The following is a 13,599-nucleotide window of genomic DNA, read 5'->3' on the forward strand; positions in this document are numbered from 1 at the left end:
AATCGTTGCGCGTTAAATCTTTACAGCTATAGCAGATACAAGCTAGTTAATAACTTGTACCGATACCTTGGCATCTTTAAATTTCAATTACTTGGCATTCAAAAGCCAACTTATTAACGATTCAAGATGAGAAGCGACATGGAAACATTTTTGTCTAGCCGACCAATCAAAGAGCTCACAATTACTATTGTTGGTGGAGGAAATGCAGCACACGCTTTGGGAGCACTTCTTCCTTACAAAGGATTCAACACTCATATTTGGGCACCTTTTGGTGATGAAGCCAGATTGATAAAAGAAGGTATTGAAAAGAGTGGTGGGCTGACGGCAAACTTTGCTGAGCACAATAGTATAACTGGTTTGATTAGCGGCACTCCATCTAGTGTGTCGGCTGACCCTGCGAAAGTCATACCAGAATCAGATGTACTTCTATTACCTCTACCTTCCTTTGCCTATGTTGACGTTTTTACCAAAATTAAACCTTATATAAGGCCTGGAATGGCTATTGGTATTACTCCAGGGCAAGGTGGAGTTGATTGGGCAGCAGCGCAAGTTTTGGGCGAGAAGCTTAACGGTGTAACGCTCTTTTCTATTATGCCGATGCCATTCAACTGCCGTATTAATCGATATGGTGAAAGTGTCGAAGTTCAAGAACTTAAGCGTGCCTATAAGATTGCTTGCTCCCCAGTAAGTCAGTCTTCTTTCGTGATTTCGCTTTGTGAAGAATTGTTTGATAAAACTGAAAGCTGTGGAAGTATGCTCTCCGCTTCGCTTTACCCTATCAATGCGGTTATTCACCCCTCTAGATTGTATGAATTAACGAAAGACTACCAACAAGGCTCCGTGTTAGCAGAAAATCCTTTTTTCTATGAAGGAATGACCACCACAACTGCTGACTATATGAACCGAATCAACAACGAAATTATTGCCGTTAGCGAGCAGCTACAACAAGTAGGATTTGACGTTGATATTCCTCATATAAAAGATTTCTTGGCAAGTTACGTTTATAACGACAGCGCCAGTTCTTTGGATGAATTCTTTGCCAATAACCCAGCCTATAAAGGCTTTCAATGCCCATTCAAATCTGTTGAAGGTGGCTTTGTTCCTGATTTCAATAACCGTTATTTTACAGAAGACATCCCATTAGGCTTGTGTATAACTAAAGGTGTGGCTGAGTTAGTCGATGTCAAAACCCCTTTCATTGACGAGATCATTACTTGGGCGCAATATCATATGGGGAAAGAGTATCTGAACAATGGAAGGCTTACAGGTAAAGACCTTGGAGAAACGCATGCTCCTCAAAGGTTTGGGATCACTACTTTAGACGGATTACTTGCTTTTTATCTATAGATCTAGAGCTGTAAAAAGTGACTTAGATGGTGTTTTCAATCAAGAGGTAAGTAACCAGTATTCTCGAATCTGTAGAATAAATGCTCTGATGATGGAGGGACTTTTATGCCAGCAATAATTTGTCGAAAATGTAATGCTGGCATGAGTAGTGTCTGCAGGACATTTTTCGGTTTCAGTAGCGGTGTTATTTGTCTTCTTGCTCAAAGGCTCTGCTCATTGTGCTGAAAATGTATATCTAGGTGGCTCCCTATTGCAACTATCTTACGATTTCTATTGTATTCACCCATTTTTCAATAAAAGTTATTTCAAAACTTAAATTCTGTGCAAACGGTAACGCAACCGATTGCACATTAATCTTAGTAGCGAATAGTCATTAAAATGGTGTTATCTTGCATTTTTTTAGAGTGATAACTCTAAAAAAGACGTCAAATGAGTAATAACTAGAAACATATCTGCCTAGTGCAGATATAGCTTAGTCACAAAATAGCATTATTATCCCCGTAGATTTTTATATCGCAAATGAACGAGGATTTAATGTCTTTTACTAAGAATGTTGCAGTGTGCAGTGCGTTATCACTGGTAATTATGGGCTGTAATAGCGCAAGTGACTCAGGTGGCAGTAAGGTTTCGATAGACCTTCGCTTAATGGAAACAACAGATTTACACGGTAATATGATGCCGTTTGACTACTTTGCTAATAAATACGAGCCAAGCTACGGCTTTGCTCGTACTGCTCTGATCATAGATGATGCACGTAGTGAAGTGACAAACAGTATGTTGTTTGACAACGGTGATCTTATTCAAGGTAGCCCGATGGCGGATTATATTGCCAATCAGTTTGCAAAAGACAATGACTATCTAGAACGCAATGCTCATCCAGTTTATAAAGCAATGAACTTGATGGACTACGATGCTGCCAACATTGGTAACCATGAGTTTAACTACGGTCTAGATTTTCTAGCTGCAGCTACACAACACGCTAACTTCCCTTATGTCGTATCGAACGTGTTCGAGTATGACGAAACCATTTTAACGATTGAGCACTTTCAATCGAATACTTGTGATGTGGCTGGAACTCAACTTGGGTCTGAATTTTTAAATGTTGCAGAGCCGGCATTCCAGCCATTTGTGATGTTAGATCGCACCTTTACCGCCCGAAACGGCGAAGAATATAACGTCAAAGTGGGCGTTATTGGCTTTACGCCACCGCAAATCATGAGTTGGGATGCAAGCCACCTAGAGTGCAATGTTGTTGTATCTGATATCCAAGCAACTGCAGCTTATTACGTACCTCAAATGAAAGAGCAGGGTGCTGATGTGATCGTCGCAATTCCTCATTCAGGTTTGACTGGTGGCGATCAAGATGGTGAGTTTATTGAAAATGCTACTTGGCAGCTTGCTAAGGTAGATGGCATTGATGCAATCATGTTTGGTCACGATCACAATAATTTCCCAACCACATCAGGCAGTTATGATGGTATGGCTGGCGTAGATGCACCTGCAGGTAAAATCTTTGGTAAGCCAGCGGTAATGCCAGGATTCTGGGGTAACCATGTGGGCATTATTGATCTGGTGTTGGAAACACGTGATGCAGGTAAGTCTTGGATTGTAAACTATGACGAGAGTACTACTGAGCTTCGTGCATTGCCAGAAGATGAAAATGCAGTGTCTGAAGCAGTAGTGAATCAAGTCGCAGCTGAACACTCAGCAACACAAAAATACATGGCTGAACCTATCCTCGCTATCTCTCAGAAGATCAACAGCTTCTTCTCTGCGGTAGAACCTGATCTATCTGTACAGATTGTTAACGAAGCACAGTTCCACTGGGGTTTAGACCAGATCGATTCTTCAGATCTTGATTTTGAGGCTGGCTCTATTTTGATGTCTGTGTCTGCACCATTTAAAGGTGGCCGAGGTGGCAGTGATGACTACACCGATATCAACGGTGAAGAGCTGACCAATGCGAGTGTTGCTGACCTCTATGTATTCGACAACAACACACCTTCAATCTTGAAGTTGACTGTTGCAGATATTAAAGAGTGGCTTGAAACTATCGCTTCTCAACAGTACAAAACAGTGCAGAATGAAGGTGACTATTTACTTCATCAAATGTTCCGTAGCTACAACTACGATGTGTTTTATGCTGGCTGGGATGAAGAAGGTAATGCCATTGAGCTTAACTACACGATTGATGTAACAAAGCCACCGCGTTACCTTGTTGATGACCAAGGAGAGCTTGAACTTGTCGATGGCAAACCACAACAACAAGATAGTCGCCGAATTGGCGAACTGACCTATGACGGTGTAGCCTTGATGGATGAGCAAGTTGTTTATGTAGTGACTAACAACTACCGCGCTTCTAATGATTGGATCCCGGGTATTGATAACGCAGAAGAAGTGCTTAAAGATGCGGCTTACACAAACCGTGAACTAGTTGATCAATATCTGAAACATCTTGCTGAGCAAGCTGAATCTGAAGAAGTAGTACCAAAGCATGAGTTTGTTAACGCTAAAAACTTTAGCCTGATGGGTACTCAAGGGCTGAAAGTTAACTTCCTGTCATCGCCAAGAGCAGAAGCATTTGCTGAAGAAGTAGATTCAATTGAATTTACTAACGAAACTGGCAATGTTGGTGATAATGAAGGTTATAGCGTTTACACCTATACGTTCAATTAATCGTTTTGATGGTTAATTAATAACTCTGGGCAGGCCAAATGGTCTGCCTTTGTTTTATTTGGTTACACTTTTGTGGCCAATGTTTCAGTTATCAAATCTAATCAAGATGCTGATAACTTATAACACTTTGTTTTTAAATTACTTATTCTTTGATTATGATGTTTCCCGAAATGTTATATCGACTATTCCATATAAATCATCAGCCTCATTTATAGTTCACTCTCTGTACAGCGGTGCCTTACCTATAAAATAAAACGGTATTCGCGTGCAAATTTGGCTTAAACACAGAGAGAATTGATCATGCAAGCAACCCTTACTCCCACATTTACCTCAACCAACCCCGATACTATATCGCTACTAAGGAAAGTAGACCTTAACCTTATTGTTGTATTTGAGGCTGTGATGGCTGAAAGGAACGTGACCCGCGCAGCAAGGATCTTAAACATGTCTCAACCTGCTGTGAGTAATGCCTTATCGCGTTTGCGTGCTTTGTTTGACGATGAATTGTTTGAGCGCATGGGCCGAGGGATTGTGCCTACAGTTCGTGCTGAACAGCTTCAAAGCTCGTTGAGCCATGTTATGCATATCATCAGAGATGAATTACCTAATAGCCGTTTCGAGGCGGAATCATCTTGTCGCAATTATCATATTGTTCTTCGTGCGCCGCAAGACCAGCGTTATTTAAGCGAACTGATTACTCAGGTTTCAGAAAATGCTCCGGGCGTATCTTTATCTTTGATTTCAGAGACACATCCAACGCATGCTCCTCTTAATCAAAATACTGACTTCGTCATTGATATGGAACCGGTTATGACAGAAGGCTTTACCAGTAGTTTGCTGTTATCTGATGAATTGGTGGTCGTATTTGCAGAAGATCATCCTCGCCTGAATCAATACTTGAACCTTACCTTTGATTGCCTACAAGTAGAGAAAATGGCAGTAACCGCCAATATGCAATCTCGTTTACAAAAGATTAATGCATTGAGTAAGAAACCCACTTATTTATCTAGTAGCTTAGATGAGGTAATGACAATAGTTGCGAACACAGATTTAATTAGTGTCGCTCCTAGGCGAGTGGTGGAGCAGTTAGGAAGCCAGTTCAATATTCGTGTATTGCCTTTACCAGGTAAAGACGACCGATTTAATACCTATTTAAATTGGCATCAAGCAAATGAAAAAGATGACTCTCACGCTTGGATGAAACAACAAATTCAAAGTGTATTTGAACACGCTTTCCCTTTTGTTGTTAAATAGTTACTTCCTTTATTGTGGATATTATTTCATGCTCACTGGATAATCAGTGAGCATTTTTATTTCACTTCTATATAAGATAAGCTAATGTTCTCTATTTTGTCATGAAAACTTGCCTGATTTATAATCAGTGAAATTATCTAATAAAGACCAACCATGAAGCGTTTTTTGAAAAAACTATTATCCGACCAGGGAGGTGTTACTGCGATAGAGTATGGAATGATAGGTATGGCTCTGGCAACCTCACTTGCAATTATCATGGGAGATAACGAATCAGGATTTATTTCTGCTTTGTCGTCTATGTATACCTCGATCACCATCGCATTTTAATTCACTTCTTAATATCCAAGCTCTCCCACAAATTAACCACCGGTTTTTTATAAACAACAAATAAGCTTACATTTCACTCAATCTTCCTTCACATATTAGCTACACCGTAATTTTTTAAACCTGGGTCTCAACTTTTTAATTATCAGGAAAATGTCAAATAATGTCATGCTTAGGTAAAAATGCGATCTAAGTCTCTTGGTTTTGACCTTTAAATATTACAAATAGGAATAAGTGTAGGTTAATTGTTAAATTTGTGTAAGTGTGGGTGATCTTGCTAATCTAGTGTCTTTTGAGCCCCCTTTGTTATAGAACTAGTCTGAAATGGAATTTATGGGGCACTCCCTAACATGATGTTTTATATAAGGAAGATTGAGCATGTTTAAAACTTTTCTGACTCGCTTTATTAAAGATGAACGCGGTGTAACTGCGATTGAATATGGTGTGATTGGTGTTGCTTTGGCAACAGTATTAGGTGTAGTGATGTATACTGGTGTAGGAGGCGGTGACGGTTTAGTTGACGCAATCGGGGCTGCGTTCACAGATATAGTTACTGCAATGGGTGGTGTTGATCCGAGTGGCGCATAAAATAGCATAATTACATTTGTTTATTTTATTAGAGATAGTGATTGTTATATTTCTTTTATCTGTCGCTTATGGCGATGCAATAGAGAGAAGAATTGATAATCACTGTGTCATTATTATATTTTTATTATCAGTTTTACTGTCGAGTGGGAGTGCTAATACTCTTTATAGACTCGATTCGATTATTATTTGTTGCTTGATTGGTTTTATATTCCATATGTGCAATGTTTGGGGTGGTGGTGATGGTAAATTACTTATCGCAGTTGCTCCATTATTCCCACTTGCCCAGTTGCTTGATTTTTTTGTTGCTACATTACTGTGTGGTGGATTTTTATCGATATTTTATTGGGTGAAGTATCGATTTTTATTTAAGGATGCACAAGATGAGGGTTTACCTTATGGGATAGCCATTGTCTGTGGTGTAAACCTTTCCCTCTACTTTTCACAAGGACTTGCAATCTATTCATGAGCTCTCGATTGATTTTTATATTTTCCTTTATTTTTGTTGCTTTCGGTCTGTTTGCAATAATGCAAAATGTCAATGCGCGTGCAGAAACGAATGCAAAGAAACAAGTCCAAGCTCAAGTTGAAGAAAAAAAAGAGATAAAGTTCGTGCTTTGGCGCAGTAAGTCTGAGCTTTCTCGCGGTGAAGTCGTTACTAATAACAAACTCGAACGAGCTGTCCTTCCTGAATTAGAGGCTAATGCTCTAGGCGTCAATTCAGATATCAATATCAGTTTGGTGGAAGATAGCCGAGCTAATCACAACATTCCTGCTGGTGAGTATGTTTTTCCTGAAATGTTTACCTCTCCAGAGCAAGCAGGGTACTTAGATCTTTTAGCCTCTGAAGGTAAAATTCTTTATCCGTTGCCAATCTCAACAATGAATCTCATTAATAACTATATCCGACCAGGCGATATGGTGGATATTATTTCTGTTAGCTCTCCTTTAACTAATTTAGCGGATACCGGGGCTCGTATTACCCAATTTCAGGGCGTAAAAGCGCGCACAATCAAACGTGGCGTCAAGGTACTTGCGTTCGAGCAAAAGCCGGTAGATCCCAACGAACAACAAAATCAAAGTGGAAACACCATTAGCCCTAGAGTATCAGCATCTGGTAATTCTAAAACGACTGTAGTCATTGAAGTGGAGCCAGAGTTTGTTTCTCGTCTATCACTTGCACAGCGTACTATGCACTTGGAGATCTATCGTTCTCAGATCACTGGAGAGATCCCACCTGCGAATATGAGTGATGTGATTGAAAACTATCAAGGTATACGCGAATTGCGCGGCGCAGAAACACAAACAACGAATGTAGAGGTCTACTAGTGCTTTTTAAGGTTTTCAGCAAGTTAGCATTGGTGCTTTGCTTCGTTTCTGTTCAGGCTTTAGCCTATCAGATCCCATTAAATGACGCTCGTTCGGTACGAACGAAACAACAGATTGGCACTGTATTCATGAGCCAACCTACCATTGCTGACTATAAAGTGATTAATGAACGTCAAATAGTGGTGTTTGGCAGTTCAATCGGCCAAACGCGTTTGATGATTTACGATGTTGACGGTCGCTTGATCATTTCTCGTCTTGTTGATGTAACACAACCTCTAAATCATGTTAGAGCAGAGGTGAATAAACGCTATCCAGAATTGAACATTGAAATTGCACCTATGGGCGCAAAGGTTGCTGTAAATGGCGTAGTTTTTACTGAGAAAGAGCGAGATGGCCTTTATGCTTTAGTCGCAAATATGTTGGGATTAGAAAAAGCAGAACGTTGGGGGAGTACTGTAAATATGGAGTTTCCTGAGCCAATGACTGGAGATCCAGAGGCAGAGTTTTATCGAAATTATACCTATGAAGGTATTATCGAAGGACTAGAGTTAAACTCGCCGTTTCAGGTGAATGTCCGCACAACGATAGCAACGGTGGGTAGTGAGTTTAGTGAAACTATAGGTGTTGATTGGACATCGGGGGGAGCTCCTGGTGTGTTTACTTTTCCTAATATGACGGCTTCTGATCTTTCTGCCACTATCACCGCCCTGTCTAATGATAATTTGGCTGAAGTATTAGCAGAGCCAAATATTACGGTGTTATCTGGCGAGGAAGCTTCATTTTTAGTGGGTGGTGAGATCCCCATGATTACTAATGATACTAATGGTACGACAATTACCTTTAAAGAATATGGCATTGGTTTAGACATTGCTGCCAAAGTGAAAAATGAAAATGAAATTCGTTTAAAGGTCCAGCCAAGTGTAAGTGTTGTCGATCAAATATTGTCCACTACTTCTGCGGAGGTTCCTCAACTTTCCACCCGTCGTGCCACTACGACCATAGAGATAGCCGATGGCCAAACCTTTATGATTGGTGGTCTGATGAATAGTGAAGATATCGAATCACTGCAGAAGATTCCATTGCTTGGCGATATTCCTTTTTTCGGTGCTTTATTTAGTAAGTCCGTAACAAATCGCAAAACCTCTGAAGTTGTTATCATTGCTACTGTTAACCTAGTTAAACCAACTCAGGCAGATAGTTTAACAATCCCTCGCATTCATAAAACAAACACCTTTGCTCGCTGGCTTGGCATGAGTAGAGAATTTAGCGAGCGCAATCAACAAGACGCAGAATTGGTTCAATTGATGGATAATGGAGGGTTTGCGCAATGAGAAATCTATTTGCTTTACTACTCTCGATATCAGTTGTTGGATGTGCGGATCATGCATTGCAAGATAGAGGAACACAAAGCGTAGCTTATCAAGAAAAACATCAATTTGAATTGAGTTTTGAGTCGACAGACAAGGAAATAGAGTTTGCTCGAATTGAAGCTATTATTGACCAATTTGATGTCAAACAAGCCCGTTATCAACTGTATGTGCCAAAAGAGCATGCCAAACAAGGCGAACAGATTTTGCAATATATTAAATCGCTAAATGTTCGCCCCGATTGGATTGTTATGCACACGCAGCCACAAGGAGAATCTATCTTATTAGTGGTATCACAATGGCAATCCGTTATTGATTACTGCCGTCCGCTGACTATTACAAAACCACACCCACAGGCAGGATGCTCTGTAGAAACCAATAGAACTATTCAGCTTGTTAACCCAGGGACGAGAGTAAATTAATGGCCAATATGTTCGATCTCTCAGAAGAGCTTTCGCTTGATTTAGACAAGAAAAAAACACAACCAAAATCAGTCACACCGAAGCAAAGCGGTGGGGCTACTTTGTTTTTTAGTGACAACGAATGTAAAGAAGCCGTTGTAGAAGCCTATGCCTTTGAAGGACTGGAAGAACCTAAGTGCCTAAAAGGTTTCCCTAAAGCGGATAAGAAGCAGCAGCTTGGTGACGTGGTTTTGGTTCAGTTAACGGCCTCAATTGACATTGAATCTGACGCTCAAGAGATCAACGCTACGCTACCCAATAACAAGACCGTTATCTTACTGGGACAAACGGACTCGATACATATTCTTCGCAGACTTGAGAAAATGGGTTTTTATTATCTCCCTTGGCCGGTAGATAAATCGGAGCTACTCGAGTGTTTAAAGCAAGCAAGTCGAGACGAGAGAAAGCGTTACGAGAGTGGATATTTTAGAAAGGCTAAGCGTGTTGCTATTGTTGGCTCTAAAGGCGGAATTGGTACATCTGTAATCACCACAGAACTGAGTGCATTGTTAGCCAAAAAGGGCAGTCGCACCATTTTGGTAGATCATCATTACACCCTCAGCAATATCGACATTATTCTTAGTCAGAAAGACCTAGAGCAGGTTGATATTAGTACGATAACTGTAGAGCCAACCAAGCTCGATGAAGAATCAGCCACTAGTTACCTCAATGAGGTGGACCACAACTTTATGTATCTTGGCTTTACTGGTGAAGATAAGCTTGAAGAGCTAGAAAAATACACCAATACAGTGAGTGAAAAGCTCAGTCGTCAGGCCAATTTCATTGTAAGTGACTTCTCTGGTTCTCTTGATTTTCCGCTAAAAGCTGAGCGCTTAGTCAGCGAAAGTGATGTGATTGTTGTTGTTACAGAGCCTTCAGTATCAAGCGTAAGAGCCACACAAAGATTGCTCGACAAGATTAAAGATGTCGCTATACCTCAATTAGTGCGACCAAGGATCATGGTCGTGGTTAACCATCATCGTCCAGAGGCTGCATTTAACCTCAATATTGAAGAGGTAGAGCGATTTATAAAAATGAAACCAGACATGGTAATCCCTTTCTATAAAACAGCGGCTAAGCAATTAATTGAGGGCAAGAAGTTACAAGCGTTAGAAAAAGGCAAGCACACACCGTTTACTCAATTGGCCATGGCAGTCAATGGTCAAAACACGAAAAAGAAGGTGGGGTTATTCAGTAAGCTCTCTTTAAAACGAGGTAAAAAATGAGCTTAACTAAAGAGCTGTATGAAAAATTCCGCGCGCAAATATTTGAGGTGATTGATGCTGGTGTGTTGAATGAGATGACCACTCAACAACTGACTGTGCAAATCGAAAAAGCCATAGGTAAGCTTTGCGAAAACTACCCAACACCAGTGCCTTCAGTGACTCGTGCAGAATTGACTAAAAACCTAGTCGATGAGTTGATTGGTCTTGGTCCTTTGCAGTCGTTAATGGAAGATGAATCGATTTCTGACATCATGGTTAATGGTGTTGATGAGGTCTTTATTGAGCGCAATGGCAAGACGCAAAAAGTAGACATCTCGTTTATGAATCACAAGCAATTGATCGAAATTGCTAAACGAATTGCTAATAACGTCGGCCGTCGTGTCGATGAATCTAACCCTTTATGTGATGCACGACTGGCTGATGGTAGTCGTGTGAATGTAGTGATTCCGCCTATTGCTCTTGATGGCGTTGCTATTTCTATTCGTAAGTTTAAAGAGCAAAAGCTAGGCTTGCGCGAACTGGTAGGCTTTGGTGCTATGTCGCCAGCGATGGCGCGAGTATTGATGATAGCCGCTCGCTGTCGCTTAAATATTATTATCTCAGGTGGTACAGGGTCGGGTAAGACCACCATGCTTAATGCGCTTTCTCAATATATAGGCAATGATGAACGTATCTTAACCATTGAAGATGCAGCAGAGCTTAGAATTCAGCAGCCGCATGTTGTAAGACTTGAAACCCGCCCAGCCAGTACAGAAGGCTCTGGCGCTATCACTCAACGAGACTTGGTAATTAATGCCCTGCGTATGCGTCCAGAACGAATTATTTTGGGAGAGTGTCGCGGTGCAGAAGCCTTTGAAATGCTTCAGGCGATGAATACAGGTCATGATGGCTCAATGTCAACGCTTCACGCCAACACCCCGCGAGATGCATTATCTCGTATTGAGTCGATGGTCATGATGGCAAACCTTGCTTTGCCACTTCCTGCCATCCGACGCACAATTGTTTCTGCAGTGCATCTAATTATTCAAGTTAACCGTCTTCGTGATGGCAGTCGAAAAGTCACCAGTATCTCGGAACTTTATGGCCTAGAGGGTGAAGCGCCCGTTATGGAAGAGATCTTTAAGTTTGTTCCTGATCAGGAGCAAGCAAAAGACAAAGTGAATGGGCAGTTTGTCACTTCCGGTTTGCCAAGCCGCTCTCAAATACACATTAGCGCCTCTGAATACGGTCTATCTAAAGAGCTAGAAGCGGCCTTTGAAATGGAGGCTGAGCCTGCGTGAGTAGTTGGTTGCTGTTAAGTGTTGCATTTGTCGGATTTGGTTTTGCGTTCTATTTAAAACGCAAGCCAGATCCTCGTTATGTCTTCCTTGAGCAAACATCGCAGAGAAAAAGCAAAGAATTATCTGCTCTTGATATTGAAGGACTGACTAAATCCAATTTATTGCAAAGAATTACTAGCACTTGGAACGTAATTTCAGCGTCTCTAGGTAAGTTTCCCGTACCAAAGATTGTACTATTTCTAATGTTGATCAATGGTGTGGCATTTTTTGTCAATCAGAGATGGCTAAGTTTTCCTCAAACTGAAATTAATATAGCCGCGACACTACTTGCACTCTTCTTCGGTACACGTTTTCTTATCGATAGACGACGTAAAGCATTTGATACTGACTTTCCTGATGCTCTTAATATTTTGATGAGTGCGGTGACCGCAGGTGAGAGTATCAATGCCGCATTTGCCTATGTTTCCAAGGTTTCTGATAATGATGTAGGGCGAGAGTTTAAGGATATCTCGGATCGAATGCGTTTGGGTGAATCTACACAAGCTATTTTTGACCGTTCTTGTAAGCGTTTTCCTTACCCGCCCTTCTTATTTTTTGTGATTACCATTCGCGCGAACATGGAGCGCGGAGGTCAATTAAAAAGCGTTCTTGGAAAGTTGATTCGTGTTCTTGTTGAAGCTCGCAACCTAGAGAAGAAAAAAATGGCAATGACATCAGAGGCGAGAATTTCAGCCAAGATTGTAGGCGCAATTCCTTTTTGTTTTATGTTGCTTTTAAATTTGATTAACCCTAAAGATCTTGAGTTTGTATTATTTCATCCTGATGGTCGTTGGATACTCTATTACCTTCTAATTAGTGAAGGGACAGGAATGTTTATTGTCTGGTGGTTAGTGAGGAGCATACGCTGATGATGATTGCTGCATTTTTCATTTCAGTCTCTGCATTAATTGCATTGGGTATTACGCGTTACCTCGATCATAAAGCGACACAACATCGCATCAAGAGCTTTTTAGACGGTAAAAAGCAAGCTAATTTCAGCATTGTTCATGATTTTCTTGGGGGGATGGGGAAGGGAACCCAAAGAGAAATTCGCAACAAGTTTGAAGATGCCGGAATCTATAACAAGGATTTATTACGTTATTATCAACCATTAAAATTTGCTCTTTTGGCTATAGCAACAATCGGTATCCTTCTCTTTGTCCACGAAACGAGTGATATGTTGATTAGCTTCATGGGAGCCATTGTTGGGGTAATTATTGTTCCTGACATGTATCTCGCCCTACGTAAAAAGCGGCTTATCGACAAAAACTCCCGCCAACTCCCTTATATGATTGACATGATGGCGGTATGTGTTCAAACCGGCATGACTCTTGAGGGGGCATTTCGCTATCTGGGTGATGAGTTAAAAAGCTTTGATAAAGATCTTTGCTATCAGATCCGCAAAACGTCTGATGCGGCAGAAGTAAAGGGAATGGAAGCCGCATTAGTAGATCTAACCAAGCGTGTTCCCACGCCTCAGGTTCGAAGCTTTGCTTTGACGTTGACTCAAAATATTCAGTATGGCACCTCAGTAGCCCCCGTCCTTTCAGATTTGGCGGAAGATTTCCGTAATGAGCAGATTTTGGTTATGGAAGAAAAAATCGGCAAGCTCGCGGCAAAAATGAGTGCACCTCTAATCCTTTTTATTATGTTCCCCATCGTCATCTTGATTTTGGCTCCGGGTATTACACGAATGATGACAGGCAATTAA

At 41.0% G+C, this 13,599-nt stretch carries 13 protein-coding genes; all 13 read left to right on the plus strand.

The window, feature by feature from the left end:
• The first annotated feature begins 138 nt into the window (after positions 1 to 138).
• The 13 genes from OCU48_RS04560 (at position 139) to OCU48_RS04620 (ending at position 13,599) form a co-directional block, all read left to right on the plus strand.
• Positions 139 to 1,347 (plus strand): NAD/NADP octopine/nopaline dehydrogenase family protein, encoded by a 1,209-nt coding sequence (locus OCU48_RS04560; protein WP_167496144.1) that lies wholly within the window; start codon positions 139 to 141, stop codon positions 1,345 to 1,347.
• A 534-nt stretch (positions 1,348 to 1,881) separates the two neighbouring features.
• The gene (locus tag OCU48_RS04565; protein WP_244312212.1) at positions 1,882 to 4,023 is read left to right on the plus strand and encodes a bifunctional 2',3'-cyclic-nucleotide 2'-phosphodiesterase/3'-nucleotidase; all 2,142 of its coding nucleotides are present in this window, start codon (positions 1,882 to 1,884) and stop codon (positions 4,021 to 4,023) included.
• A gap of 300 nt (positions 4,024 to 4,323) precedes the next feature.
• Entirely contained in the window at positions 4,324 to 5,277 is a 954-nt protein-coding gene (leuO, locus tag OCU48_RS04570; RefSeq protein ID WP_141343927.1) for a transcriptional regulator LeuO, read from the plus strand.
• 153 nt (positions 5,278 to 5,430) lie between these two features.
• Positions 5,431 to 5,604, plus strand: a complete 174-nt coding sequence (locus OCU48_RS04575; RefSeq protein WP_141343928.1) for a Flp family type IVb pilin — start codon at positions 5,431 to 5,433, stop codon at positions 5,602 to 5,604.
• A 375-nt stretch (positions 5,605 to 5,979) separates the two neighbouring features.
• Complete coding sequence (locus OCU48_RS04580; protein ID WP_141343929.1) at positions 5,980 to 6,189, plus strand: Flp family type IVb pilin; 210 nt, start codon at positions 5,980 to 5,982, stop codon at positions 6,187 to 6,189.
• Positions 6,190 to 6,205: 16 nt separating this feature from the next.
• The gene (locus OCU48_RS04585) at positions 6,206 to 6,655 is read left to right on the plus strand and encodes an A24 family peptidase (protein WP_141343930.1); all 450 of its coding nucleotides are present in this window, start codon (positions 6,206 to 6,208) and stop codon (positions 6,653 to 6,655) included.
• Entirely contained in the window at positions 6,652 to 7,515 is an 864-nt protein-coding gene (gene cpaB / locus OCU48_RS04590; RefSeq protein ID WP_141343931.1) for a Flp pilus assembly protein CpaB, read from the plus strand. Before OCU48_RS04585 ends, cpaB begins: the two co-directional genes overlap by 4 nt.
• Positions 7,515 to 8,846 carry a type II and III secretion system protein family protein gene (locus OCU48_RS04595; RefSeq protein WP_141343932.1) on the plus strand — a complete coding sequence of 444 codons (1,332 nt, stop codon included), beginning with the start codon at positions 7,515 to 7,517 and terminating at the stop codon, positions 8,844 to 8,846. Before cpaB ends, OCU48_RS04595 begins: the two co-directional genes overlap by 1 nt.
• Positions 8,843 to 9,304: a hypothetical protein gene (locus tag OCU48_RS04600; protein WP_141343933.1), complete on the plus strand. Its 462-nt coding sequence runs from the start codon at positions 8,843 to 8,845 to the stop codon at positions 9,302 to 9,304. Before OCU48_RS04595 ends, OCU48_RS04600 begins: the two co-directional genes overlap by 4 nt.
• Positions 9,304 to 10,569 carry a CpaE/TadZ family protein gene (locus OCU48_RS04605; RefSeq protein WP_141343934.1) on the plus strand — a complete coding sequence of 422 codons (1,266 nt, stop codon included), beginning with the start codon at positions 9,304 to 9,306 and terminating at the stop codon, positions 10,567 to 10,569. Before OCU48_RS04600 ends, OCU48_RS04605 begins: the two co-directional genes overlap by 1 nt.
• A complete protein-coding gene (locus OCU48_RS04610; protein ID WP_141343935.1) occupies positions 10,566 to 11,849 on the plus strand; it encodes a TadA family conjugal transfer-associated ATPase in 1,284 nt (427 codons plus the stop codon). The genes OCU48_RS04605 and OCU48_RS04610 overlap by 4 nt, the downstream gene beginning before the upstream one ends.
• A complete protein-coding gene (locus tag OCU48_RS04615; RefSeq protein ID WP_141343936.1) occupies positions 11,846 to 12,757 on the plus strand; it encodes a type II secretion system F family protein in 912 nt (303 codons plus the stop codon). The genes OCU48_RS04610 and OCU48_RS04615 overlap by 4 nt, the downstream gene beginning before the upstream one ends.
• Positions 12,757 to 13,599 carry a type II secretion system F family protein gene (locus OCU48_RS04620; RefSeq protein ID WP_141343937.1) on the plus strand — a complete coding sequence of 281 codons (843 nt, stop codon included), beginning with the start codon at positions 12,757 to 12,759 and terminating at the stop codon, positions 13,597 to 13,599. The genes OCU48_RS04615 and OCU48_RS04620 overlap by 1 nt, the downstream gene beginning before the upstream one ends.

The organism is Vibrio inusitatus, from assembly GCA_024346935.1.
Classification (GTDB): Bacteria; Pseudomonadota; Gammaproteobacteria; order Enterobacterales; family Vibrionaceae; genus Vibrio; species Vibrio inusitatus.

Coding starts and splice junctions, on each gene's coding strand:
- OCU48_RS04565 (WP_244312212.1), top strand. CDS start 1,882: ATGTCTTTTACTAAGAATGTTGCAGTGTGCAGTGCGTTATCACTGGTA.
- OCU48_RS04620 (WP_141343937.1), top strand. CDS start 12,757: ATGATGATTGCTGCATTTTTCATTTCAGTCTCTGCATTAATTGCATTG.
- cpaB (WP_141343931.1), top strand. CDS start 6,652: ATGAGCTCTCGATTGATTTTTATATTTTCCTTTATTTTTGTTGCTTTC.
- OCU48_RS04605 (WP_141343934.1), top strand. CDS start 9,304: ATGGCCAATATGTTCGATCTCTCAGAAGAGCTTTCGCTTGATTTAGAC.
- leuO (WP_141343927.1), top strand. CDS start 4,324: ATGCAAGCAACCCTTACTCCCACATTTACCTCAACCAACCCCGATACT.
- OCU48_RS04575 (WP_141343928.1), top strand. CDS start 5,431: ATGAAGCGTTTTTTGAAAAAACTATTATCCGACCAGGGAGGTGTTACT.
- OCU48_RS04600 (WP_141343933.1), top strand. CDS start 8,843: ATGAGAAATCTATTTGCTTTACTACTCTCGATATCAGTTGTTGGATGT.
- OCU48_RS04580 (WP_141343929.1), top strand. CDS start 5,980: ATGTTTAAAACTTTTCTGACTCGCTTTATTAAAGATGAACGCGGTGTA.
- OCU48_RS04610 (WP_141343935.1), top strand. CDS start 10,566: ATGAGCTTAACTAAAGAGCTGTATGAAAAATTCCGCGCGCAAATATTT.
- OCU48_RS04560 (WP_167496144.1), top strand. CDS start 139: ATGGAAACATTTTTGTCTAGCCGACCAATCAAAGAGCTCACAATTACT.